Below are 25,277 nucleotides of genomic sequence, written 5' to 3'. Positions count from 1 at the left end.
TGGAGGGCATAACATGGTCAAAAAAGTTTCATTTAATCAGAAATGGATTAACAATCAAATTTATGAAATAACATTTTTGTGAATCTAATAGAAAATTGGTCTGTATAAGTTTTAGTATGAATGGAAGCGATCAAAGAATTAAAAAGCCTTTTTCCTGAATTTTTATGTGGAAAAGAGCTTTTTAATTCGGAAATAAAAGGGTTGAAACCTGTATTGAAACACGTTATTGTAAGCGATAACAATAGTATTCAAGGAGGTTGAAGTAATGGTTAATGTTACTTTAAAGGCTGATTCAGACCAAGGATTAATAAATCGCAATATATATGGTCACTTTTCCGAGCATTTGGGACGATGCATTTATGAAGGGTTGTGGGTAGGCGAGGACTCTTCTATTCCGAATACAGAAGGTATCCGTAACGATGTGCTTGGCGCGCTCCAGAAGCTGAACATTCCTGTACTTCGCTGGCCTGGCGGATGCTTTGCCGATGAGTATCACTGGAAAGATGGAGTGGGACCGAAAAGTGAACGTGCACGCATGATCAATACGCACTGGGGCGGCGTGGAAGAGAATAACCACTTTGGAACACATGAATTCATGAGATTGTGTGAGCTGCTTGGTGCTGAGCCGTATATCAGCGGCAACCTCGGCAGTGGAACAGTACAGGAAATGCAGGAATGGGTAGAGTACATTACGTTTGACGGTGAGTCTCCTATGGCGAACTGGCGGAAGCAGAACGGCCGCGAAGAGCCGTGGAAGCTGAAGTATTTTGGTGTGGGCAACGAGAACTGGGGATGCGGAGGCAACATGCGCCCAGAGTATTATGCCGATGAATATCGTCGCTATGCTACATATGTACGTAATTATTCAGGAAATCAAATTTATAAAATTGCATGCGGCCCGAACGACAGCAACTATGAGTGGATGGAAGTTCTGATGCGGGAAGCGGCGCGTTTCATGGACGGAATCAGTCTCCATTACTATACGATTCCAACAGGCGTGTGGGAAGATAAGGGGAACGCCACCGGTTTTGGCGAGGCAGAGTGGTTTACCACATTGAAGAAAACATTGTTCATGGATGAACTGCTCGTGAAGCATTCCGAAATCATGGACAAATATGATCCGGAAGGCCGCGTTGGTATCATTGTAGACGAGTGGGGAACGTGGTACAACGTTGAGCCGGGGACAAATCCGGGTTTCCTTTACCAGCAGAATACGATGCGTGATGCTGTCCTCGCAGCTGTGAACCTGAATATTTTCAATCAGCATAACAAACGGGTGCATATGGCGAATCTGGCTCAGATCGTTAATGTACTGCAATCACTCGTGCTTACCGAGGGAGATAAAATGCTCTTGACGCCGACGTACCACGTATTCGATATGTATCAGGTTCATATGGATGCGCAGCGTCTGGATCTCAGCTATGAGAGTCCGGGATATACGTTCGGAGACGAGACGATCCCGCAGCTCAGCTTATCGGCATCACGTAACAAAGACGGGGTCATTCATGTGACAGCAAGTAATCTCAGTCATACCGATGAGCTTGAAGTAGTAGTGCAGCTGGAGGCAGGTCAAGCGGCAGGCGTATCGGGACAGCTTCTCCATAACACTGACTTTGGAGCATACAATACGTTTGAACAGCCTGATCAGGTGAAGCCTGCGGCTTGGGACGGGCTTGTATTGGAGAATAACACACTGCGTTTTATGCTGCCTCCGGCGTCTGTTGGTGTGATCGCTGTTAAGGCTTAAGATATGAAGTCCTCCGGTTACGAACAGCAGCGTCCAAGCGAGGGTAGAAATGCACCCTGTAAGGGCTGTGACAGTCAGTATGATGTTCATATTAGTGATGCCAAAATGGCTCGTCTGGTCGAAATCGCTTCCCGCTCACGTGCCACGGTAGAAAACGATGAGTATGAACGGAGGCTTGCCATCTGCTCTGCCTGTCCTGATCTGCAGTACGGAACAACGTGCCGGCATTGCGGATGCCTTGTGCAGGTTCGTGCCAAAATAGCGGACTCTACCTGTCCTTATCCGCATGCATCGCAGTGGGTATGATCGGATTTATCATGTTTATGTAAACTGAGATAAACATGTTTCATTATAATGAGATAAAAGAGCAGGCTTAATCAAGCGATATCAAATTAATAAAGCAGGATCACGAGAAATATGCGAAGTAAAGGAGAGCTGCACGAAGCGGGTGCGGCTCTTCTTTTTGGTGCCGTCAGAAAAAAACTCTGAATTTGGATTTGAATTGAGCGAGTGAACTGGATATAGTTATACAGTAGAGTGTAGGAGAGTATGTTTTCGGAATATGAGCGTGTATAGCGGCACAACGATACAGGAAGGGCTGTTCTCACCGGCTGTCCTGATTTTGCGCCGCCTCGAATATAATGGAGGTTAACATTCATGTCGAAGATGCGACCGGTTCAGATCCGGCTGCACAGCCGTTATGAAGGGGAAGATGTACTGCAGGAGATGCAGGGAGAAGCTGTGGTCAAGGGAGCGTATCTGTATGTTCGCTATGAAGAGCCACAGGCTGGACCCGAGGGAGGCATGACCCGTACAACATTGAAGCTGGGCGAACAATCCATCAAGATTATACGTCATGGTGAGGTGGAATCGGAGCAGACGTTCGAATTGAACAGAAAGCTTCCGGGTTTCTACCGTTCACCATATATGTCGTTTGCCCTGTCCACGAATACACAGAAGCTGGAACTTTCCATTCAGGGATTGAGCGCACGCGCAGCGTGGAGCTACGACTTTTACCGCTTTGATGAAGAAGCCGGACATTTTGCGATTAGTTTGCATATACAGGAGGAACCAAATTCATGACACGTAATCCACTAGATACCATTAATGAACGGGTAAGTTCTGCAATCGGCAGTGCCATCGTGGCAGCCGGTATTGTAACACAGGAAGAACTTCCTGCAATTACGCTTGAAGTGCCGCGCGAGAAGTCCCATGGGGATCTGGCTACCAACGCGGCAATGCAGTTGACCAAAATTGCCAAGCGCAACCCTCGCCAGATTGCCGAGGAGATTATTGCCAACCTGGATCTTGCCGATGCAGGCATTGAGAAGGCAGAGATTGCAGGGCCGGGGTTTATTAACTTCAAATTGGACAAGAGTTATCTCTATCCGGTTCTTAACTTGGTACATGAGCAGGGCGAGGACTTCGGAAGAATCGACGTTGGAGCAGGGAAAAAGGTCGAGATGGAATTTGTCAGCGCCAATCCGACAGGAAGTCTTCATCTGGGTCATGCCCGCGGTGCTGCTGTAGGGGATGCACTGTGCAATATTCTGGATTACGCAGGTTACGATGTCACTCGTGAATATTATATTAATGATGCGGGTAACCAGGTGTTTAATCTGGCGCGTTCCATTGAAGCGCGTTACTTGCAAGAGCTCGGTCAAGAGGCTGAAATGCCGGAAGATGGCTACCATGGAGAAGATATCAAAGGTTTTGCGAAGGAACTGGTTGCTGAAAAAGGGGACAGCCTGCTGTCCATGCACCCAGGAGATCGCGCAGCATATTTCCGTGATTATGGACTGGAGAAGGAACTCGACAAAATCAAACGAGACCTGAACCGCTTCCGTGTGAATTTCGATATCTGGTTCAGCGAAACATCATTGTATGATAATGGCGAAGTGCTTCGCGTACTGGACGAGCTGCGTGACCGCAACGAGATTTATGAAAAAGACGGCGCAACCTGGCTGAAAACGATGCAGTATGGGGACGACAAGGAACGCGTACTGATCAAAAATGACGGTACGTATACTTATCTGACACCGGATATTGCATATCACCGTGATAAGTATTCCCGTGGCTATGACACGATGATCAACATTTGGGGAGCCGATCACCATGGATATATTCCTCGGATGAAAGCAGCTATGCAGGCACTGGGCAATGACCCGGACAAGCTGGTTGTCCTGATTGCACAGATGGTCAGCCTGTTCCAGAATGGCGAGAAAGTTAAAATGTCCAAACGTACAGGGAAAGCTGTAACGATGGAAGACCTGATGGATGAAGTCGGCATCGACGCCATTCGTTATTTCTTCACGATGCGCAGCATGGATTCCCATCTGGACTTTGACATGGATCTGGCGATTTCGACATCGAATGAAAACCCGGTGTTCTATGTGCAGTATGCACATGCACGTGTATGCAGCGTGTATCGTCAAGCCGAAGAGCAGGGCATAGAGCTGCTGCCGCTGGCACAGATTGATCTGTCCAAGCTTACAACGGAACATGAGTATGACCTTCTTCGCAAAATGGGCGAGCTGCCTGAAGAGATTGCGGCAGCGGCTGCAGGTTATGCACCGCACCGCATTATTCGTTATGTCTACGAACTGGCATCCCTGTTCCACAGTTACTACCGGGCTGAGCGCGTCATTACCGAAGACGCGCAGCAGACCCAGGCGCGTCTGGCGCTGATCGGTGCCGTTCGCACCGTCATCGCAACAGCGCTCCGTCTGGTGGGCGTATCCGCACCAGACAAAATGTAATCCCTTCGGCCGTGCGGCGGGCAGCATTATGCCGCTCGGCCGAAGGCATATCGTCTCCATACCCCGTGCGAGCAGTGGCCTCCGCGCGGGGTATGGAGACTTTTTTGTGCCCGCGGCTGGCGGTGGACCCAGCCGGGCGGCCTGACCTTGCGGTACCTGAAGGCGGATGCCCAGGTACCGCAAGGTCAGGCTTGCCGCCTGCCGCGGGCACAGGCGCATTGCCCTGCATCCGGCACAGCCGCAGGGCAATGCTTCAAGAGCAGGCTCATATGTGCCTGCTCTTGTTCTTGCCTGCTGCGCAAGGCGTGCCCGGCAGATGCCGGCATCCATTGCTGCGCAGCGCGTAGATGCCAGCGGCCTGCAGTGCCCGCCGGCTTACCCTCCGCCCTCCTGCATCAGCTTGAGGGCGTCAATCTCGCCACCGCGGATTTTACTCTTCGCGGTGGTACTCTTGCGGGCGCGCAGCGGAACTGTCGCGCGCTTGACAAGTGCCTTGATCTCGGCTGGAGACAAGCCGGGATGTTTGGCGAGCAGCAGCGCAATTGCGCCGCTCACATGGGAGGTGGCCATGGATGTGCCGCTCATCTCATGGTGCTTGCCCTGAACCCAGGAGGATACAATTTTGTCGCCCGGGGCATAGACATCCACATAAGCCCCGCGATTGCTGAATGATGCAATTCGTCTGTTTTTGTCGGTTGCTCCGACGGAGATGGTCTGCGGATATCGAGCAGGATAATCGATACTTCGGCGCTTGCTGTCATTGCCTGACGAAGCTACGATGACAATGCCTGCGTGATATGCGCGGTTCACGACGTCAAGCAGAGATTTACTGCGTGTTTTCATACCAAAACTCATATTGATGATATCAACCTGGTTGCGTACACACCAGTCGATGCCGAGTACGATGTCGGAGACATAAGCAGAGCCATTGTGATCAAAGGCTTTGACCGGGTAGATCAAAGCACGTGGAGCAACCCCGATCATGCCTGCAGTGCTATTTGCCGCAGCAATCGTGCCTGCAATATGAGTACCGTGTCCGTTGTCATCATGGGGAAGTAAACTTCGGTTCAATAGATTAATGCCTCGGGCTAGGGAGTATCGCAGATCAGGGTGGTGGTAATCTGCCCCGGTATCAATAACCCCGATTTTGATTCGGTGTCCTGTCGAAACAGACCATACCTTGGGGGCTCGGATCTGTTTCACGCCCCAAGGTACACCTTGAGGTGTGCTTGGTTTGTTGTGGAGAGCTGTAGAATGCAGGGAGACAGGGATATCTTCCTCAACGGTAATGTCGTCCGCGTACCGATATAACACGTCCGGACTTTGTACAGGGGCTATGAGAGTTCTTGCCAATCGGGAAGCCTTAATGCCTCCCGGAACAATGAATGCACTTCGCATTCGGGATAATTCAACGAGACAGGCCTCGTACTGCTGGGGTTTGGCGAACCGAATCAGATAACGTCCCGTTTGTTCGGACTCAGGGCACCTCATTCCGTCAATCAACTGATGCAGTAAACCGATATAGTCCATTATGGGCAGCCCCCTTCGGGATGAACATGCTGAGGTATTCTATGAATGCGTTGACCCCGCCGCATGGGGAACTTGCCCTTTTTTTGCAAAAACACGTTCTCTCCGTGTCAAAACGGGCGCAGGGACATATGATGGATGGAGGGCTAGAGGGCTCTTGCGGGGAACCTGGTGAGGAGCAATCCTACGAGGGTATACAGTCAGAAGGCGGAGGGGACTCCGTCTTTTACATATGTGTTCTGATTTGTTCCTTTCGGAAGACAGCAGCTGCGATAAAATTTGCTCTTCCTGCCGGTTTAAACGGGTAGAGCAATCTATAGCTGAAGGTTGATTGTGTAAATATGGTACATGCTTACATAAAAACTTGCTTTTTAACGCTAAATAGGTTTTACTTAGGTTTGTTAATGGATATGTTATACGTAACGTTCCAGTTTGCAGGGGATATAAAGCGAATTATGTGTGAGAGGAAGTGTCTTCAGTGAGTACCTCGCTCAATTTGAAAATTGATAAAGAAAAGGTAAGAGAGATCCCTTTGGTGGACCTTGCCTTTATGGTGCTGAAAGCGGCCAATACGCCGTATTACTACCGGGATTTGATGAATGAGGTAGCGAAGCAGCGCGGAATGACGGATGAAGAGATCAACGAGTATATTGCGCAGCTGTATACCGAAATTAATATCGATGGCCGTTTTGCTTGCGTCGGTACGAGTCTGTGGGGGTTGAAACGCTGGTATCCGGTTGCTGGATCGGAAGATTCCATGACAGGTGCGAAGCGTCCACGTATCATCAACGATGAAGATGATGATCTGGAAGACGAAGACTTCGGTGAAGAGGACGACAGCTACAACAGTGACGAAGACTTCGACAGCACAGATGATGATCAAGACGAAGATGAAGATGACGATGATGAAGATGACATCTTTGATGAAGACGACAGCGAAGAAGAAGTACTTGTTGAAGATGATGATCTGGAAGATGAAGACCTCGATGAAGACGATGAAGAGTCCGAAGACGAGGGTGAATTTGACGACGATTCCGATAATCGGTAGTCCTTTTTGGTGTCTGACCATTACCCGTTTTTTCCCCGATAGTCAGCCTTGACAGCAGACGGGGTAACGGGTAAACTATTGCATGGGCTTATGAATGAGCGACAATATATTTATGTTTTTTAGAGAAAGTGCCCCGTCCTGCGGGAGTGCTTTCTTTTTGTATTTTTAGAGGCAGAATGATGTCAAACGATTACTTTTCCGACTGCTCCCGGCCAATCTTTTCGGCCTGTTTTTTTGCATGTTCAAACAAGGAAATGGAATCTGCAGGTGGTGCTTGGTTTGGGGACAAGCGAGGATGAAGGCTCCCGGAAAGTTTGCATTATTATTTGCCAGGAATGATGTGTAGTTTAAGCCGTCTTCGCTAGAAAGAGCAGTTCGCAGATGCAGTTAATTTCTGCCATTGCTCTTTTTAACGATGATTACCTGGGAAACGGGTTACGATAACACCATATATCGCCTGAATTTCTGTACTTATATTAGGAGGGTAATAACAGTGACAAAGTATATTTTCGTGACGGGCGGAGTTGTGTCCTCCCTGGGCAAAGGGATTACGGCAGCCTCGCTGGGCAGATTGCTGAAGAACAGAGGACTCAAGGTAACGATTCAAAAATTCGATCCATACATTAACATTGACCCGGGAACCATGAGTCCTTATCAGCATGGTGAGGTATTCGTAACCGATGATGGCGCAGAGACGGATCTGGACCTTGGCCACTATGAGCGTTTTATCGACATCAACCTCTCCAAAAACAGCAATGTCACGACAGGTAAAGTGTACTCTTCCGTTATCAGCAAAGAGCGTCGCGGAGAGTATTTGGGCGGTACGGTTCAAGTTATTCCACATATTACAAATGAAATCAAAGAGCGTGTATTCCGCGCTGGACGTGAAGCAGGTTCGGATGTTGTTATTACCGAGATTGGTGGTACAGTAGGCGACATCGAGAGCCTGCCATTCCTGGAAGCCATCCGTCAGATCAAGAGTGATGTAGGTCGTGACAACGTGATGTACATTCACGTTACATTGATTCCATACATCAAAGCTGCTGGTGAAGTAAAAACAAAACCGACACAACACAGTGTGAAGGAACTGCGCAGCATTGGTATTCAGCCGAACGTTATCGTTTGCCGTACAGAATATGAGTTGTCGAAGGATATGAAAGCCAAAATCGCACTCTTCTGCGATATCGACGAAAATGCGGTAGTAGAATGCCGCGATGCAAGTACGTTGTACGAAGTGCCGCTTAACCTTCGTGAGGAAGGTCTGGATGAGATCGTGGTAAATCACCTGAAACTGACTACTCCGGCACCGGATATGAGCGAGTGGGAAGGTTTGGTAAACCGGATCAGCAAGCTGGAGCGGACAGTTGAAATTGCGATCGTTGGTAAATACGTGGCACTGCATGATGCGTATCTGAGTGTGGTAGAATCGTTGTCACATGCAGGGTTTGCCTCCAATGCGGATGTGAAAATTCGCTGGATTCATTCCGAAGATATTACCGATGAGAATGTAGGTGACCTGCTGCACGGCGTTGGCGGGATTCTTGTTCCTGGCGGTTTCGGTGACCGAGGTATTGAAGGTAAAGTTTCGGCAATTCGTTATGCTCGTGAGAAAAACATTCCATTCTTCGGTATCTGCCTGGGCATGCAGGTTTCCGTTATTGAATACGCACGTTCCATCGTTGGATTGAACGGCGCGAACAGTTCCGAGATCAACCCGGCTACGGAATTCCCGGTGATCGATCTGCTTCCTGAGCAGAAAGATATCGAAAATCTGGGCGGCACGATGCGTCTGGGTCTATACCCTTGTAAGCTTCAGGAAGGTTCTTTGGCGATGTCTTGTTATGATGATGAGCTGGTATATGAAAGACACCGTCACCGGTACGAGTTCAACAATGAATACCGTGAAGCGATTGAAAAAGCGGGTCTTGTTATTTCCGGTACTTCACCGGATGGACGTCTGGTTGAGATCGTCGAGCTTCCAGGACACCCATGGTTCCTGGCAGTACAGTTCCACCCGGAATTCACTTCCCGTCCGAACCGTCCGCAGCCATTGTTCCGTGAGTTTGTGAAAGCTTCCCTGGAGAATGCAGAGAAATAAAGGACCATTAAACTAAAAAGTTAAGTATACAAGGATGTTTCAGCTCCCATGACGGCAGCTGGGGCATCCTTTTTTTTGGCGAAAAAGGATCGGAACACCTGCTGTATAATCGGAAAGAAGAGGAAAAATCCTTATGCCAGAAGCCTGGGATTTATAGAAGGATTTAAATGGAAGATGTTTGAGATTATAGAAGGATTTTTACCACAGAGGTAGAATACTTATCATGACGACTATGGGATAGTTATCCAGATGTATAATGTATATGCTTTCCTAATTCTAGGAGGTTACAGCGTGGAAGATAAAAAAGTTCTGATTGTCGATGACCAAAACGGTATTCGAATTCTACTAATGGAAGTGTTCAGTAGTGAAGGATACAACACATTTCAGGCGCCAAACGGCAAAATTGCACTGGAGATTGTCAATAATGATAAGCCGGACCTGGTTTTGCTCGATATGAAAATTCCGGGTATGGACGGGCTTGAAATCCTGAAGCATATTAAGGAGATTGACCCGGATATCAAGGTTATCATGATGACCGCGTACGGAGAACTGGACATGATTAAGGAAGCCACTGATTTGGGAGCGCTCATGCATTTTACGAAACCGTTTGATATCGATGAGATGCGTGTGGCCGTCAATATGCAGCTTCGCAATAATGCTGCGAACAAGTGCAGCTAAATCCTGTAGATACAGGATTTTTTTGCGTCACTTACTGTTCTGTGTAATGATCTCCATGTCGAATCATGAGAAAATGGGGTATTTCACCTGTTTGTGCGGGGAATATTGGAAATAGGGGCGCTGTCCTGCGGTGTCTCTGAAAACTGTGCTGCAAAGCACAGCATTTTTGCAAATGCTTGTTTAGTATTTGACATGGGATGTGGTATAATAGGCCCGTATGTGATTTCGGCTAAAAACCATAGACACAACCCAAACCCCTAGGAGGATTGAAACCATGCCATTAGTATCTATGACAGACATGTTGAACAAAGCACTTGAAGGAAAATACGCAGTTGGTCAATACAACATCAACAACCTTGAGTGGACTCAAGCGATTCTTGCAGCCGCTGAAGAAGAGAAATCCCCAGTAATCCTGGGCGTATCCGAAGGTGCAGCACGTCACATGGGCGGCTTTACTACTGTTGTTAAAATGGTAGAAGGACTCTTGATTGACATGAAAATTTCCGTACCAGTTGCAATTCACCTGGACCACGGTTCAAGCTTCGACAAATGTAAAGAAGCAATCGATGCTGGCTTTACATCCGTTATGATCGACGGTTCCCATCACCCGATCGATGAGAACATCGAAATGACTAAAAAAGTCGTTGAATATGCACACGCTAAAGGTGTTTCTGTAGAAGCTGAAGTTGGTACTGTAGGCGGACAAGAAGACGACGTTATTGGTGGTATTCAATACGCTGACCTGAACGAATGTATCCGCATTGTTAAAGAAACAGGTATCGATACTTTGGCACCAGCTCTGGGTTCCGTACATGGTCCTTACCAAGGCGAGCCAAACCTGGGCTTCAAAGAAATGGAAGAAGTTCGTGACGCAGTACAAGTTCCACTCGTATTGCACGGTGGTACAGGTATTCCTAAACACGATATCGATAAAGCAATCTCCCTGGGTACTTCCAAAATTAACGTGAACACAGAGAACCAAATCTCCTTCACAAAAGCAGTTCGCGAAGTGCTTGCAGCAAAACCAAACGCTTACGATCCACGTACGTTCATCGTACCAGGCCGCGAAGCAATCAAAGAAACCGTTAAAGGTAAAATCCGTGAGTTTGGTTCCAACAACAAAGCGTAATTTATCTTTGCAAGTTCCATACTGTGAAATGGAAGAACACCGCCTAGCCGGTGTCTTTCCATTTTCACACCTTATTTCTATACCGTTAGCCATCAGCACGTATTGCCGTTCATCGGCTGCAAAACACGTAGGGGGACATTAAGCTTTATGGAAAAATTGATGATCAGCGGCGGACGTCCGTTACAGGGAACTGTGACTATAAGCGGCGCCAAAAACAGCGCCATTGCGCTTATTCCTGCAGCATTGCTTGCCGAGTCAGAGGTCGTGTTGGATAACTTGCCGCTGCTAAGTGACGTGGCAGTTTATGCGGAAATTTTGGAGGAACTTGGAGCACGTGTAACTTGGGAAGGCAGCCAGATGAGGATTGATCCTTCCGATATTAAATCCATTCCTATGCCAAACGGTCCCGTGAAGAAGCTTCGTGCTTCGTATTACATGATGGGAGCGCTGCTGGGACGTTTTAAAGAAGCAACTATAGGTTTGCCAGGGGGCTGTAATTTTGAGCCTCGTCCAATTGATCAGCATATTAAAGGGTTTGAAGCGCTTGGCGCAACTGTAACGAATGAACATGGCTCCATCCATCTGCATGCCAAAGAGCTGCGCGGAGCTAAAATATATCTTGATGTAAGCAGTGTAGGTGCAACCATTAACATTATGCTGGCGGCCACTCGTGCCAAAGGCTCTACAATTATTGAAAATGCGGCTAAAGAGCCTGAGATTATAGATGTAGCAACACTTCTGAATTCCATGGGTGCCAGCATCAAAGGTGCGGGTACTGAAACAATCCGGATCGAAGGAGTTTCGGAGCTTAAGGGCTGCCGCCACTCTATCATTCCGGACCGGATTCAGGCGGGTACGTATATGATTGCCGCAGCGGCAACGCGCGGAGATGTACTCATTGATAATGTCATTCCCAAACATCTGGAGGCTTTAACAGCCAAATTGCTGGAGATGGGAGTAGGTATCGAGGAACTAGACGAAAGCATTCGTGTCATTGGACAGCCGCAATATAGCCATGTCGATGTGAAGGCACTGGTATATCCCGGCTTTCCAACCGATCTGCAGTCCCCGATGACCAGTGTCTTAACACAGGCGAACGGTGTAAGTGTACTGAGTGACTTTGTATACAGCAATCGGTTCAAACATGTGCCTGAGCTTGTTCGCATGGGTGCCAAAATTCGTGTTGAAGGTCGATCTGCAATTATTGAAGGCAGTGCACTGAATGCAGCTAAAGTAAAAGCATCTGATCTTCGTGCTGGTGCAGCACTCGTCATTGCGGGACTTACTGTGAGTGAGGGTGTTACTGAGGTGACGGGTGTTGAGTTTATTGATCGCGGCTACGATCATTTGGTAACTAATCTGCGGCTGCTCGGTGCAGACGTATGGCGAGAAACCGAATAGCAGAATAAGGCTGCAGCATCGCATGAATTTCGCTTAATGCGTGTTTATAGCGGTGCTGCATAACCTATAGTAGAATGGGGTATACTATTCTAATAGATTTTGAATTCTCTTCCGGATATGATGAACATGACCAGTTCTTGTGCCGGAGGGTCTTTTCTTGAAATAAACAACATAAGGCTTTATGAACATCATTCCTTATAGATTTTTTGAAAATCATTCTTTTCCCCAATCCCCGGATTTGTTTGAACCTGCGCTCCATAGCCGGTCTTCCCGGATCGATCGCCCCATGTTAGGAGTTCACTCATTAGCGGATCATGCCATGATATGGCCACTCCACCCGGAAACTTACACACAAAGACAAGTATTTGCATTATAACGGTTACATTCCGTACAATGGACAGAAGAGAATGTGGTTAGAATCGCCCTCTGCAGCTTAAAGAGCTGACGAAGCTATCCATTTGACGGACTCATTAATTGAATAGGTGGTTATTATATGGATCTACAAATTTCCGATTTGGAAGAAATGAAACTAACGGACCTTTATAAGCTGGCGAAAAAATACCAGATTCCTTATTATGGGACCCTCAAAAAGAAAGAATTAATCTTTGCTATACTTCGTGCACAAGCGGAACAGAGCGGTTTGATGTTTATGCAGGGCGTGCTTGAAATTTTACCTGAAGGGTACGGTTTCTTGAGGCCGATTAACTACCTGCCGAGTACAGAAGACATCTATATCTCTGCTTCACAGATTCGGAAGTTTGATCTGAGAACGGGTGACCTTGTATCAGGTAAATGCCGAACGCCAAAGGAAAATGAAAGATATTTCGGTTTATTGCAAGTCAACGCTGTGAATGGTGAGAATCCATCGGCGGCTGCGGAAAGACTTCACTTCCCGGCATTAACCCCATTGTATCCGCAGAAAAAACTGGTTCTTGAAACATCCCCGAGCCATTTGTCCACACGTATCATGGATGTGCTTGCCCCGGTAGGGTTGGGACAGCGTGGATTGATCGTAGCACCTCCCAAAGCCGGTAAAACGCTTCTCCTCAAAGAAATTGCCAACAGCATCTCAACTAACAATCCTGAAATTGAACTATTTGTCTTGTTGATTGATGAACGTCCAGAGGAAGTTACGGATATGTCTCGTTCGGTAAAAGGGGAAGTTGTGGCTTCTACGTTTGATGAGCTGCCAGAGAATCATATCAAGGTAGCGGAACTGGTGTTGGAACGTGCGCTGCGGCTTGTTGAAGCCAAAAAAGATGTTGTTATTCTGCTGGACAGCATTACACGACTTGCTCGTGCATATAACTTGGTCATTCCACCATCAGGACGTACGCTGAGTGGTGGTATTGATCCGGCGGCGTTCCATCGTCCAAAGCGTTTCTTCGGTTCTGCTCGTAATGTGGAGGAAGGCGGTAGCTTGACCATTCTTGCAACAGCGCTGATTGACACCGGTTCACGTATGGATGACATTATATATGAAGAATTTAAAGGTACAGGAAATATGGAGCTTCATCTGGATCGTAAATTGGCTGAACGCCGTATTTTCCCTGCCATTGATATTCGCCGTTCCGGTACTCGCCGGGAAGAGGTGCTGCTCAGTAAGGAAGAGCTGGATACAATCTGGGCAATTCGCAAAAATATGAATGATTCTCATGACTTTGTGGAAGGCTTCCTGAAAAAACTGCGTAACAGCAAAACCAATGCTGAGTTCCTGGCTGCGTTTGATGCAGCTGGCAACAGTCCTTCCAGCAATTCAGGAACGACAACGACTCGCCGTTCGCCCAGACAGACAGCTACCTCGGGAACATCGAATTAACATTAGATTCCCGAGTCTGATTTTATATTTTATGCAGGCTGACCGTAACTGTTTAGTAATATAATAATTTGCTGCAGGTTTAAATACGCTGCATTTCAGTACACTTGTCGTCAGGTTTAACCTAATAGATGTGAGGAGAACATCATGTATTTAGTATACGCAGATGAAAAAGGTAATGTATTTGATCATCCTTCCCTGTACGGACTCGCCCGCAGTGGAGATATGATCGTGGAAATTATGGAGGATGAACTCATTCCTCTGCCAGAAGGCGCAACATTAGTCGGGCTTCCAAGTACCCGGCCGATTGGTATGGACCCGGATACAGGCGAGATGCTGCCACTGCCAAGTGACACACAGGCCGTAGGCGCACTGCTTCCGCAAGGCTTTACACGTCTGTGCTTGCCCGGTTACGTGAAGACAGACAAAGAATACAAGCTCCCATTGTTCGGATATTCGGCAGTTGTATGGAAAGATGGAGGGTTCTACGTGACGGCTTCCCAATCCGATACCCCGGAGAAATGGAACCCAATGAACTGTGATCGTGACGATGTGCGTTCCGGGGTTAAACGGTTTACCGAGAAGTATCCCGAGAACCGCCTCTATACCCATCTATCTAACTGTGCGCTTGGTTACGAATGTCTTACTTCCTCCAATACTTTCTTGAATCGGTGGGAAGGCGGCGTGCCGGTATCCTATTCCTGTAACGCAGGCTGCTTCGGCTGTATTTCGGAACAGCCGGATGACAGCGGCTTCGTATCGCCGCAGACGCGGATGAACTTCCGTCCGCGTGTCGATGAGATCGTTGAAGTCATGCTGGAGCATCTGAAAACGCCGGAATCCATTATTAGCTTTGGACAGGGATGTGAAGGAGAGCCTTCCACACAGGCCAAGCTGATTATTGAAGCGATCCGGGAAGTGCGCTCTATTACAGATATGGGGTACATCAACATCAACACCAATGCCGGTTTGAATGATCATATTCGCGGAATTGTAGACGCCGGACTTGATCTGATGCGTGTAAGTACGATCAGTGCACTGGATGATCATTACAATGCGTACTACAAACCACGTGGATATACACTTGCTAACGTAGAGAAGTCCATGAAGTATGCTGCTGATCAAGGTGTATACACGTCCATTAACTATCTGATTTTTCCAGGTGTGACGGATCGTGAAGAAGAGATTGAAGCGATGATTGAGTTTGCCCGTCGAACCAATCTGCGATTAATTCAAATGCGTAATCTGAATATCGACCCGGAGAGTTATCTGGAGTTAATTCCGCCAGCACAGGGTGACATTCTTGGAATGAAGCAGATGCTGGAAATCTTCGCCGAAGAGCTGCCGGATGTAGTTATCGGGTCTTATACCCATGTTCCACCAGCAGGGATGGCTCGTCCCAAAAAGCTGATCACCTCCTGAACTATTTAGATTGCAACCGGATTTAGGCCATGTTATAATCTGCTGTGTTGTGCCATTTACTCTGGGTCCGCTTGAGGCTCAGGGCGGAAAGAGGTGAAAGGTAATGAAAGAAGCAATTCATCCTAAATACACGATTGGTCAAGTATCCTGCGCATGCGGTAATACTTTTGAGACTGGTTCGGTTAAAGACGGACTTCGTGTAGAGATTTGCTCCGCGTGCCACCCGTTCTTCACAGGTAAACAGAAGTTTATCGATGCTGGCGGCCGTGTGGATCGTTTCAAAAAGAAATACGGAATCTAATCGTACAATTCCCTGTGAGTTGTCTAATTATTGTATCCCAATCACCCCTGCTGTTCTGGCAGGGGTTTTTAGTTGTTTATTTTCAGTGATGCACGTTCGTTTCCAGTTTGCAGCTGGTTGCAATTTGGACTGCCTTACGTTATACTATTTCTTACCGTGCTAGATGGGGAGGTAGCGGTGCCCTGTAACTCGCAATCCGCTATAGCGAGGTTGAATTCCTGTTAGAGGTTTTGTCGATGTGAGGTTTGGTCCCTGAACGTGGTGTTGACGGTTGGGTCCTCCGCAATGAGTACTCATGAACCTGGTCAGGTCCGGAAGGAAGCAGCCATAAGTGAGATCACTCTTGTGCCGGAGGGTTGCCTAGCCCGAGCTATTGTTCAGGGGTGCCGCTTGGATCGCAAATATCGATAGCAGGTGCACGGCTTAATTTTTCAAAATGTAGAGACCTTTGCAGCGTTATGGATGCAGGGGTCTTTTTTGATATGTTAAAAAACCGCCTATAAATGAGTCAGATAAAGTTTGGATTCACCCTGGAATATAGTATAATGGGGTGACGACAACGGACTCGAATGCGAAGTGGAAGGAAGGTAACGCATCATGGAGCATATCGCGTTATACCGGGCGTGGCGTCCTCAGTCGTTCCAGGATATGGTGGGACAACAGCATATTATTCAGACTTTGCAGAACGCGATTCGTGAACAGCGAACTTCCCATGCCTATTTGTTCAGCGGGCCCCGAGGGACGGGGAAGACAAGTGCGGCCAAAATATTGGCCAAAGCTGTAAACTGTGAACGCGGACCTGCAGCTGAGCCTTGTAACGAATGTGAGGCTTGCCGCCGAATTACGAGTGGCGCTGTGATGGATGTGCAGGAGATTGATGCTGCCTCCAATCGGGGCGTTGAGGAGATCCGTGATCTTCGGGAAAAGGTGAAATATGCCCCGACCGAAGTCCGGCAGAAAGTTTATATTATCGATGAAGTGCATATGTTGACGACGGAAGCGTTCAATGCTTTGCTCAAAACATTGGAGGAACCGCCGCCGCATGTGATGTTTATTTTGGCAACGACAGAACCGCATCGACTACCGGCTACCATTATATCGCGCTGTCAGCGATTTGATTTTCGCCGGGTATCTCTCGACGAGCAGACAGCCAGACTGACCTTGATCTGTGAACAGGAAGGTATGGAGGCGGATCACGATGCGCTGCAGTACATTGCGCGTTTATCGGATGGAGGGATGAGGGACGCGCTCAGCGTGCTGGATCAGATCTCCTCATTTACAGATGGACGAGTAACGTATCAGCAGGTTATGGACATGACCGGCGGCATTGCTTCCGAGCAGTTTGCCAAGCTCGCAGCCTCTTTGCTTAAAGGGGATGTCGGTCATATTCTGCAGATGATTGAAGGATTTATGCATGAAGGCAAGAGTGCAGACAAATGTATGGAGAATCTGCTCTATTATTTCCGAGATTTGCTGATGATCAAGATGGTGCCGGATGCGGACAAACTGACGGATCGGGTGCTGAATCCTGAATCGTTTCGAGATATGGCGGAGTCATTCACTAAAGAACAGCTATTCCAGATGATTGACACGCTGAATCGTTATCAGAGCGAGATGAAATATGCCGTTCAGCCGCAGACATTATTTGAGGTGGCGCTGCTTAAACTGTGCAGTATCCCTGCCTCTGGCGGAGGAACTGCTCAGGTTGGGGCGCCATCCCCATCGGCGCCGGCTGATACCGGAGAGATTAATCGCTTGAAACAGCAGCTTGCCGAACTCGAGAAAAAGCTTGATCGGGCGCTTAAAAGCGGTTTGTCGGGTGGAGAATCTACTTCAAATGCGCCTGCCCGGCCAGCCTCTCGTGCGCCGATGTCTAGAGCCAATGCGCCGGCAAAGCTGCCGGCCCATCTGGACCAATACGTTGCGCGCAAAGGGTCTCCGGAGTTTGCGGAGATCAGCAAAAAGTGGAGCCAAATCCTGCAGCGTGTCAAAGAGGAGAAGGTCACGGTTCATGCCTGGTTTATGGATGGAGAGCCGGTTTCGCTGCTTGAAGATAATGTGCTGGTTGCTTTTAAGAACAACATCCACCGTGAGACAACAGAGAAACAGGCGAATCGTGATGTCATTGAGCGTGTGCTTTCCGAACAGCTTGGGCGTCCGGCAAGACTTGTCACGATGATGCTCAAGGATTGGACAGGTGCGATGGAAGGAGCTTCTGAGAAGCCAAAGGAGGATTTTAAGCTTGAACCTGAGCATGAAGACGGCGGTTCAGGCGATAAACAGCCTTGGATTGATGAAGCGATCCAGCTATTTGGTGAAGACCTTGTAGTCATTAAAGAGTAGTACGTTTGAATGTAAAGTGTATAATTTGAGATAACCATTCTAAAGGAGATGACGGATATGAATAACATGAATCAAATGATGAAGCAAGTGAAGAAAATGCAGGAGCAGATGCTGAAGGCACAGGAGGAGCTTGCGGACAAAACCGTTCAAGGAACTTCTGGCGGTGGAGTGGTGACTGCTGAGGTTAACGGACACAAAAAGCTGCTTTCCATTACGATTAAGCCTGAAGCAGTAGATCCTGAGGATGTTGAAATGCTTCAAGATCTTGTGATGACTGCCGTTAATGATGCTATGGCCAAAGCAGACGAAATTGCTAATAAGGATATGGGTAAATTCACAGGCGGCATGAATATTCCGGGATTGTTTTAATTTAAACTGATCCTGTCAAAAGGGGACACAACTGATTGTATTATCCTGAACCGATAGCCAAGCTGATTGATGCCTTCACCCGTCTGCCGGGTGTAGGTCCGAAGACAGCAGCGCGTTTAGCTTTTCATGTGCTTAACATGAAGGAAGATGACGTTATTGATTTTGCCAAAGCGCTCGTCAGTGTGAAGCGTAATCTTCATTACTGCTCGGTGTGCTGTAATATTACGGATACGGACCCATGCCGGATATGTCAGGATAAGTCGAGAGATGGTTCTGTAATCTGTGTAGTCCAGGATTCAAAAGATCTGGTGGCTATGGAGCGCACCAAAGAATACGGTGGATACTATCATGTGCTGCAGGGAGCGATTTCTCCAATGGAGGGAATTGGTCCGGATGACATACGTTTGAAAGAGCTGTTGACCAGATTGTCTGATGAGCGTGTCAAAGAATTGATTTTGGCAACGAATCCGAACATTGAGGGCGAGGCTACTGCAATGTACATCTCGCGTTTGGTGCGTCCGTTTGAGATTAGTGTGACCCGTATTGCTCATGGACTGCCTGTGGGTGGAGATCTGGAGTATGCGGATGAGGTTACCCTCTCGAAGGCGCTGGAAGGGCGCAGGGAAATGCGCTAAGGGAAAAGAGCTGCCCAGCAAGATGGGACTGTATTGATCATGAAATTAAATAGCTATAAGATTATAGGATTTCAGGAGAGGGCCGTCGCCCTCTTCTTTTTTTTATGTGTAAAAAGATATGTCCAAGTTCTAAGTTTGTCCTTCCCTTGATATGTATGAGAATGTGCTGTTCAGACGATGAGGGAGGGGTCTTTATGCTGATGTGGCGAAGAACACAGAGGTTGGGGGATAAACGGAAGAGAGAACTGGCGGAGTTGGAAGCGGAACAGATCTATTCAGATGTGCAGAAGGCTAAACATGAGTGGGAGCGTGCGATGAGACAGTTTGAGGATGCGCTGGGAGAGGATGAGATTGACTATGCCATCTATGTGCTTGAAGCAGCCGAGAGGAAATATCAGATCCATCTGAAGCGAGCTAAAAGATTAATTGAGGTTAATGAAGCGGTTACTGATAAAGAGGTCAGCATGTAGACAGAGGGTGGATGTGCAGCATATTTCTATTAGGGGAGCTGATCGTATGAAGAGTATTATTCTGGGGAGTATATTAGCGGTATCTCTGTTAGCACTTATCATAACTTTGTTTAGAAAACGAATAGGATTATCGGTTTTTACGTCGATTGGAATACATTTAGTGCTGGCGGCTGCGGGGATATACGTTGTGAATTATTCTGGATGGATAACCGGGATGTATATCCCGTTGAACCCTGCTACAATAGGTACTGTTACTGTTTTGGGTCTGCCTGGTTTAGGTCTGTTATTGGGTTTGAAAATTTCTTTGTTTGGATAGTTGACTATTGGGGAATATCTATGGTACATTATATCTCGTTGCTTTGCTTGATTGGTTGCGTACTTGCTTGAAATAAATGAAGTTCACAGCGAACTTCAAAAAATAATTTCAAAAAAAGCTTGACCAAAACAAATGAAGTATGGTATATTATAAAAGTCGCCGCTGAGACAAAATGGTGACAAAAAAAGACAAGTTTGATCTTTGAAAACTGAACAACGAGTGAGTATCGATCTTGCTTGCAAGATCAAAATGAGATTTTTAATCTCGTCAGATTCAAAATGAGCTATTCGCTCTTTTCAATACCCCGATGAGTTTCACAGCGTTTAACCACGCTGACGAAATTCATCTTTATTGGAGAGTTTGATCCTGGCTCAGGACGAACGCTGGCGGCATGCCTAATACATGCAAGTCGAGCGGACTTGAAGAGAAGCTTGCTTCTCGGATGGTTAGCGGCGGACGGGTGAGTAACACGTAGGCAACCTGCCCTCAAGCTTGGGACAACTACCGGAAACGGTAGCTAATACCGAATACTTGTTTTCTTCGCCTGAAGGAAACTGGAAAGACGGAGCAATCTGTCACTTGGGGATGGGCCTGCGGCGCATTAGCTAGTTGGTGGGGTAACGGCTCACCAAGGCGACGATGCGTAGCCGACCTGAGAGGGTGATCGGCCACACTGGGACTGAGACACGGCCCAGACTCCTACGGGAGGCAGCAGTAGGGAATCTTCCGCAATGGGCGAAAGCCTGACGGAGCAATGCCGCGTGAGTGATGAAGGTTTTCGGATCGTAAAGCTCTGTTGCCAGGGAAGAACGCTTGGGAGAGTAACTGCTCTCAAGGTGACGGTACCTGAGAAGAAAGCCCCGGCTAACTACGTGCCAGCAGCCGCGGTAATACGTAGGGGGCAAGCGTTGTCCGGAATTATTGGGCGTAAAGCGCGCGCAGGCGGTCATGTAAGTCTGGTGTTTAATCCCGGGGCTCAACCCCGGATCGCACTGGAAACTGCGTGACTTGAGTGCAGAAGAGGAGAGTGGAATTCCACGTGTAGCGGTGAAATGCGTAGAGATGTGGAGGAACACCAGTGGCGAAGGCGACTCTCTGGGCTGTAACTGACGCTGAGGCGCGAAAGCGTGGGGAGCAAACAGGATTAGATACCCTGGTAGTCCACGCCGTAAACGATGAATGCTAGGTGTTAGGGGTTTCGATACCCTTGGTGCCGAAGTTAACACATTAAGCATTCCGCCTGGGGAGTACGGTCGCAAGACTGAAACTCAAAGGAATTGACGGGGACCCGCACAAGCAGTGGAGTATGTGGTTTAATTCGAAGCAACGCGAAGAACCTTACCAGGTCTTGACATCCAACTAACGAGGCAGAGATGCGTTAGGTGCCCTTCGGGGAAAGTTGAGACAGGTGGTGCATGGTTGTCGTCAGCTCGTGTCGTGAGATGTTGGGTTAAGTCCCGCAACGAGCGCAACCCTTGATCTTAGTTGCCAGCACTTCGGGTGGGCACTCTAAGGTGACTGCCGGTGACAAACCGGAGGAAGGTGGGGATGACGTCAAATCATCATGCCCCTTATGACCTGGGCTACACACGTACTACAATGGCCGGTACAACGGGCAGTGAAGCCGCGAGGTGGAACCAATCCTAAAAAGCCGGTCTCAGTTCGGATTGCAGGCTGCAACTCGCCTGCATGAAGTCGGAATTGCTAGTAATCGCGGATCAGCATGCCGCGGTGAATACGTTCCCGGGTCTTGTACACACCGCCCGTCACACCACGAGAGTTTATAACACCCGAAGTCGGTGGGGTAACCGCAAGGAGCCAGCCGCCGAAGGTGGGATAGATGATTGGGGTGAAGTCGTAACAAGGTAGCCGTATCGGAAGGTGCGGCTGGATCACCTCCTTTCTATGGAGAATCGTCTTCTGCAATGAAGACATTCAAATATGCAGCTCAGCTGCAAACTACTCACTCGTTGCTCAGTTTTGAGAGCTCAAACTCTCAAACGTCTCGTTGGTTAGAGCGCACCGATGGTGAGCGGGCTGAACAAACCGATTTGTTCTTTGAAAACTAGATATCGAAACGAAACAAACGCGAATTAGAACATTCCTTTTTAGCTGAACTTGTGTTAAACAAGTTTCAATAAAAACGGTAGTTAAATGCAATTGCGATGGTATCGGATGGGAGCGACTTTTGGCTTTGCGTAAGCAAAACAAGGGAAGCGAGCAAACGAAACCTGAGCAATCTGGTTAAGCGCTAAGAGCACACGGAGGATGCCTAGGCGCTAGGAGCCGATGAAGGACGTGGCGAACAACGATACTGCCTCGGGGAGCTGTAAGCAAGCTTTGATCCGGGGATGTCCGAATGGGGAAACCCAGCTGGGGTAATATCCAGTTACTCACAACTGAATACATAGGTTGTGCAGAGGCATACCAGGGGAACTGAAACATCTAAGTACCCTGAGGAAGAGAAAACAATAGTGATTCCGTCAGTAGCGGCGAGCGAACGCGGAGAAGCCCAAACCAAAGAGCTTGCTCTTTGGGGTTGTGGGACGTCTCACATGGAGTTACAAAGGAGTCAGTTAAACGAAGAGGTCTGGAAAGGCCCGCCAAAGAAGGTAAAAGCCCTGTAATTGAAAGTTGATTCTCTCCGAGACGGATCCCGAGTAGTGCGGGGCACGTGAAACCCCGTATGAATCCGGCAGGACCATCTGCCAAGGCTAAATACTTCCTAGCGACCGATAGTGAAGCAGTACCGTGAGGGAAAGGTGAAAAGCACCCCGGAAGGGGAGTGAAATAGAACCTGAAACCGTGTGCTTACAAAAAGTCAGAGCCCGTTTTAGGGGTGATGGCGTGCCTTTTGTAGAATGAACCGGCGAGTTACGTTCCCGTGCAAGGTTAAGGTGAAGAGCCGGAGCCGCAGCGAAAGCGAGTCTGAATAGGGCGATTGAGTACGTGGACGTAGACCCGAAACCGGGTGATCTACCCCTGTCCAGGGTGAAGGTGCGGTAACACGCACTGGAGGCCCGAACCCACGCACGTTGAAAAGTGCGGGGATGAGGTGGGGGTAGCGGAGAAATTCCAATCGAACTCGGAGATAGCTGGTTCTCCCCGAAATAGCTTTAGGGCTAGCCTCGGAAAACAGAGTCGTGGAGGTAGAGCACTGATTGGGTGCGGGGCCCGCAAGGGTTACCAAGCTCAGTCAAACTCCGAATGCCATAGACTTACTTCCGGGAGTCAGACAGTGAGTGCTAAGATCCATTGTCAAAAGGGAAACAGCCCAGACCATCAGCTAAGGTCCCCAAGTGTGTGTTAAGTGGGAAAGGATGTGGAGTTGCACAGACAACCAGGATGTTGGCTTAGAAGCAGCCATCATTGAAAGAGTGCGTAATAGCTCACTGGTCGAGTGACTCTGCGCCGAAAATGTAACGGGGCTAAACACACCACCGAAGCTATGGCTTGATGCTTTGCATCAGGGGTAGGGGAGCGTTGTATGTACGTTGAAGGTGTACCGTAAGGAGCGCTGGAGAGCATACAAGTGAGAATGCCGGTATGAGTAACGAAAAGATCAGTGAGAATCTGATCCGCCGAAAGCCTAAGGGTTCCTGAGGAAGGCTCGTCCGCTCAGGGTAAGTCGGGACCTAAGGCGAGGCCGAAAGGCGTAGTCGAAGGACAACAGGTCGAAATTCCTGTACCACCGTAAATCGTTACGAGCGATGGGGGGACGCAGTAGGGTAGTGACGCAGACTGATGGATGTCTGTCCAAGCAGTAAGGCTGATGTGTAGGCAAATCCGCACATCGGAAGGCTGAGCTGTGATGGGGAGTGAAAATTACAGTAGCGAAGGTCATGATCTCACACTGCCAAGAAAAGCCTCTAGCCAGATGAAGGTGCCCGTACCGCAAACCGACACAGGTAGGCGAGAAGAGAATTCTAAGGCGCGCGGAAGAACTCTCGTTAAGGAACTCGGCAAAATGACCCCGTAACTTCGGGAGAAGGGGTGCCCCGGTAGTGTGAATAGCACGAGGGGGCCGCAGTGAAAAGGCCCAAGCGACTGTTTAGCAAAAACACAGGTCTGTGCGAAGCCGTAAGGCGAAGTATACGGGCTGACGCCTGCCCGGTGCTGGAAGGTTAAGGGGAGTGGTTAGGAGCAATCCGAAGCTGTGAACCGAAGCCCCAGTAAACGGCGGCCGTAACTATAACGGTCCTAAGGTAGCGAAATTCCTTGTCAGGTAAATTCTGACCCGCACGAATGGCGTAACGACTTGGGCGCTGTCTCAACGAGAGATCCGGTGAAATTTTAATACCTGTGAAGATGCAGGTTACCCGCGACAAGACGGAAAGACCCCATGGAGCTTTACTGCAGCTTGATATTGAATTTGGGTACGATCTGTACAGGATAGGTGGGAGCCTTTGAAGCATGAGCGCCAGCTTGTGTGGAGGCACCGTTGGGATACCACCCTGATCGTATCTAGGTTCTAACCTGGTGCCCTTAGCGGGTACGGGGACAGTGTCAGGTGGGCAGTTTGACTGGGGCGGTCGCCTCCTAAAGAGTAACGGAGGCGCCCAAAGGTTCCCTCAGAATGGTTGGAAATCATTCGAAGAGTGCAAAGGCATAAGGGAGCTTGACTGCGAGACCTACAAGTCGAGCAGGGACGAAAGTCGGGCTTAGTGATCCGGTGGTACCGCATGGAAGGGCCATCGCTCAACGGATAAAAGCTACCCTGGGGATAACAGGCTTATCTCCCCCAAGAGTCCACATCGACGGGGAGGTTTGGCACCTCGATGTCGGCTCATCGCATCCTGGGGCTGAAGTAGGTCCCAAGGGTTGGGCTGTTCGCCCATTAAAGCGGTACGCGAGCTGGGTTCAGAACGTCGTGAGACAGTTCGGTCCCTATCTGTCGTGGGCGTAGGAAATTTGAGAGGAGCTGTCCTTAGTACGAGAGGACCGGGATGGACGTACCGCTGGTGTACCAGTTGTTCCGCCAGGAGCACCGCTGGGTAGCTATGTACGGACGGGATAAGCGCTGAAAGCATCTAAGCGTGAAGCCCCCCTCAAGATGAGATTTCCCAGTATGTAAGACCCCTTGAAGACGACGAGGTAGATAGGCTGGGGGTGGAAGTGCAGCAATGCATGGAGCTGACCAGTACTAATCGGTCGAGGGCTTATCCAATAGCAAGTTTTGAGTCGCGTGAGTTTCGTTTCGAATCTAGTTTTCAAGGAG

General features: G+C 48.6%; 18 protein-coding genes, 2 rRNA genes and 1 other RNA gene. 20 read left to right on the top strand and 1 reads right to left on the bottom strand.

What is annotated here, in order from left to right:
- Nucleotides 1-265: 265 nt before the first annotated feature.
- The 4 genes from ABXS70_RS25595 (at nt 266) to argS (ending at nt 4,506) form a co-directional block, all read left to right on the top strand.
- Nucleotides 266-1,747 carry an alpha-N-arabinofuranosidase gene (locus tag ABXS70_RS25595; protein ID WP_342553655.1) on the top strand — a complete coding sequence of 494 codons (1,482 nt, stop codon included), beginning with the start codon at nt 266-268 and terminating at the stop codon, nt 1,745-1,747.
- A gap of 3 nt (nt 1,748-1,750) precedes the next feature.
- On the top strand, nt 1,751-2,053 hold the full coding sequence (locus ABXS70_RS25590; RefSeq protein WP_366291926.1) for a DUF6171 family protein: 303 nt from the start codon (nt 1,751-1,753) through the stop codon (nt 2,051-2,053).
- A gap of 351 nt (nt 2,054-2,404) precedes the next feature.
- Nucleotides 2,405-2,830 carry a DUF1934 domain-containing protein gene (locus ABXS70_RS25585; protein WP_366291923.1) on the top strand — a complete coding sequence of 142 codons (426 nt, stop codon included), beginning with the start codon at nt 2,405-2,407 and terminating at the stop codon, nt 2,828-2,830.
- Entirely contained in the window at nt 2,827-4,506 is a 1,680-nt protein-coding gene (gene argS, locus ABXS70_RS25580) for an arginine--tRNA ligase (protein ID WP_342553658.1), read from the top strand. Before ABXS70_RS25585 ends, argS begins: the two co-directional genes overlap by 4 nt.
- A gap of 375 nt (nt 4,507-4,881) precedes the next feature.
- Here argS and ABXS70_RS25575 read toward each other — a convergent pair whose 3' ends face one another.
- Nucleotides 4,882-6,036: a S8 family peptidase gene (locus tag ABXS70_RS25575; RefSeq protein WP_342553659.1), complete on the bottom strand. Its 1,155-nt coding sequence runs from the start codon at nt 6,034-6,036 to the stop codon at nt 4,882-4,884.
- 475 nt (nt 6,037-6,511) lie between these two features.
- Between ABXS70_RS25575 and rpoE the strand changes: the two genes are divergently transcribed.
- The 16 genes from rpoE (at nt 6,512) to ABXS70_RS25495 (ending at nt 25,227) form a co-directional block, all read left to right on the top strand.
- Nucleotides 6,512-7,081, top strand: a complete 570-nt coding sequence (gene rpoE, locus ABXS70_RS25570) for a DNA-directed RNA polymerase subunit delta (RefSeq protein ID WP_342553660.1) — start codon at nt 6,512-6,514, stop codon at nt 7,079-7,081.
- A gap of 493 nt (nt 7,082-7,574) precedes the next feature.
- The gene (locus tag ABXS70_RS25565; RefSeq protein ID WP_342553661.1) at nt 7,575-9,179 is read left to right on the top strand and encodes a CTP synthase; all 1,605 of its coding nucleotides are present in this window, start codon (nt 7,575-7,577) and stop codon (nt 9,177-9,179) included.
- A gap of 291 nt (nt 9,180-9,470) precedes the next feature.
- The gene (locus ABXS70_RS25560; RefSeq protein WP_342553662.1) at nt 9,471-9,857 is read left to right on the top strand and encodes a response regulator; all 387 of its coding nucleotides are present in this window, start codon (nt 9,471-9,473) and stop codon (nt 9,855-9,857) included.
- Nucleotides 9,858-10,131: 274 nt separating this feature from the next.
- A complete protein-coding gene (fba, locus tag ABXS70_RS25555) occupies nt 10,132-10,986 on the top strand; it encodes a class II fructose-1,6-bisphosphate aldolase (RefSeq protein WP_123067144.1) in 855 nt (284 codons plus the stop codon).
- 147 nt (nt 10,987-11,133) lie between these two features.
- Complete coding sequence (locus tag ABXS70_RS25550) at nt 11,134-12,387, top strand: UDP-N-acetylglucosamine 1-carboxyvinyltransferase (RefSeq protein WP_342553663.1); 1,254 nt, start codon at nt 11,134-11,136, stop codon at nt 12,385-12,387.
- Nucleotides 12,388-12,880: 493 nt separating this feature from the next.
- Entirely contained in the window at nt 12,881-14,206 is a 1,326-nt protein-coding gene (rho, locus tag ABXS70_RS25545; protein WP_111273529.1) for a transcription termination factor Rho, read from the top strand.
- A gap of 144 nt (nt 14,207-14,350) precedes the next feature.
- Nucleotides 14,351-15,625, top strand: coding sequence for a radical SAM protein (locus ABXS70_RS25540; protein WP_342553664.1), 1,275 nt, complete (start codon nt 14,351-14,353; stop codon nt 15,623-15,625).
- A 103-nt stretch (nt 15,626-15,728) separates the two neighbouring features.
- Nucleotides 15,729-15,926, top strand: a complete 198-nt coding sequence (gene rpmE / locus ABXS70_RS25535) for a 50S ribosomal protein L31 (protein WP_056698168.1) — start codon at nt 15,729-15,731, stop codon at nt 15,924-15,926.
- 154 nt (nt 15,927-16,080) lie between these two features.
- An RNA gene (gene ffs, locus ABXS70_RS25530) (signal recognition particle sRNA large type) lies at nt 16,081-16,348 on the top strand.
- A gap of 175 nt (nt 16,349-16,523) precedes the next feature.
- Nucleotides 16,524-18,269 carry a DNA polymerase III subunit gamma/tau gene (gene dnaX, locus ABXS70_RS25525; protein WP_366291914.1) on the top strand — a complete coding sequence of 582 codons (1,746 nt, stop codon included), beginning with the start codon at nt 16,524-16,526 and terminating at the stop codon, nt 18,267-18,269.
- Between the two features lie 57 nt (nt 18,270-18,326).
- Nucleotides 18,327-18,638: a YbaB/EbfC family nucleoid-associated protein gene (locus ABXS70_RS25520; RefSeq protein WP_366291911.1), complete on the top strand. Its 312-nt coding sequence runs from the start codon at nt 18,327-18,329 to the stop codon at nt 18,636-18,638.
- Between the two features lie 35 nt (nt 18,639-18,673).
- Entirely contained in the window at nt 18,674-19,273 is a 600-nt protein-coding gene (gene recR, locus ABXS70_RS25515) for a recombination mediator RecR (RefSeq protein ID WP_366291908.1), read from the top strand.
- Nucleotides 19,274-19,467: 194 nt separating this feature from the next.
- Nucleotides 19,468-19,743, top strand: a complete 276-nt coding sequence (locus ABXS70_RS25510; RefSeq protein WP_366291905.1) for a DUF2508 family protein — start codon at nt 19,468-19,470, stop codon at nt 19,741-19,743.
- Between the two features lie 46 nt (nt 19,744-19,789).
- Entirely contained in the window at nt 19,790-20,059 is a 270-nt protein-coding gene (locus tag ABXS70_RS25505; protein WP_366291902.1) for a pro-sigmaK processing inhibitor BofA family protein, read from the top strand.
- A gap of 348 nt (nt 20,060-20,407) precedes the next feature.
- Nucleotides 20,408-21,962: ribosomal RNA gene (locus ABXS70_RS25500) — 16S ribosomal RNA — on the top strand.
- A 338-nt stretch (nt 21,963-22,300) separates the two neighbouring features.
- Nucleotides 22,301-25,227: ribosomal RNA gene (locus ABXS70_RS25495) — 23S ribosomal RNA — on the top strand.
- Together the 16S and 23S rRNA genes form the textbook arrangement of a ribosomal RNA operon.
- Nucleotides 25,228-25,277: the final 50 nt, after the last annotated feature.

Origin of the sequence: Paenibacillus sp. AN1007, assembly GCF_040702995.1 — a bacterium.
Classification (GTDB): domain Bacteria; phylum Bacillota; class Bacilli; order Paenibacillales; family Paenibacillaceae; genus Paenibacillus.
Note: the sequence above shows the minus strand (reverse complement) of the source record. Positions and strands in the feature narration are given on the sequence as shown.

What these genes read in the sequence shown, in the direction of transcription:
- ABXS70_RS25595 (WP_342553655.1), top strand. Translation starts at nt 266, where the DNA reads ATGGTTAATGTTACTTTAAAGGCTGATTCAGACCAAGGATTAATAAAT.
- ABXS70_RS25590 (WP_366291926.1), top strand. Translation starts at nt 1,751, where the DNA reads ATGAAGTCCTCCGGTTACGAACAGCAGCGTCCAAGCGAGGGTAGAAAT.
- ABXS70_RS25585 (WP_366291923.1), top strand. Translation starts at nt 2,405, where the DNA reads ATGTCGAAGATGCGACCGGTTCAGATCCGGCTGCACAGCCGTTATGAA.
- argS (WP_342553658.1), top strand. Translation starts at nt 2,827, where the DNA reads ATGACACGTAATCCACTAGATACCATTAATGAACGGGTAAGTTCTGCA.
- ABXS70_RS25575 (WP_342553659.1), bottom strand. Translation starts at nt 6,036, where the DNA reads ATGGACTATATCGGTTTACTGCATCAGTTGATTGACGGAATGAGGTGC.
- fba (WP_123067144.1), top strand. Translation starts at nt 10,132, where the DNA reads ATGCCATTAGTATCTATGACAGACATGTTGAACAAAGCACTTGAAGGA.
- ABXS70_RS25550 (WP_342553663.1), top strand. Translation starts at nt 11,134, where the DNA reads ATGGAAAAATTGATGATCAGCGGCGGACGTCCGTTACAGGGAACTGTG.
- rho (WP_111273529.1), top strand. Translation starts at nt 12,881, where the DNA reads ATGGATCTACAAATTTCCGATTTGGAAGAAATGAAACTAACGGACCTT.
- ABXS70_RS25540 (WP_342553664.1), top strand. Translation starts at nt 14,351, where the DNA reads ATGTATTTAGTATACGCAGATGAAAAAGGTAATGTATTTGATCATCCT.
- rpmE (WP_056698168.1), top strand. Translation starts at nt 15,729, where the DNA reads ATGAAAGAAGCAATTCATCCTAAATACACGATTGGTCAAGTATCCTGC.
- dnaX (WP_366291914.1), top strand. Translation starts at nt 16,524, where the DNA reads ATGGAGCATATCGCGTTATACCGGGCGTGGCGTCCTCAGTCGTTCCAG.
- ABXS70_RS25520 (WP_366291911.1), top strand. Translation starts at nt 18,327, where the DNA reads ATGAATAACATGAATCAAATGATGAAGCAAGTGAAGAAAATGCAGGAG.
- ABXS70_RS25510 (WP_366291905.1), top strand. Translation starts at nt 19,468, where the DNA reads ATGCTGATGTGGCGAAGAACACAGAGGTTGGGGGATAAACGGAAGAGA.
- ABXS70_RS25505 (WP_366291902.1), top strand. Translation starts at nt 19,790, where the DNA reads ATGAAGAGTATTATTCTGGGGAGTATATTAGCGGTATCTCTGTTAGCA.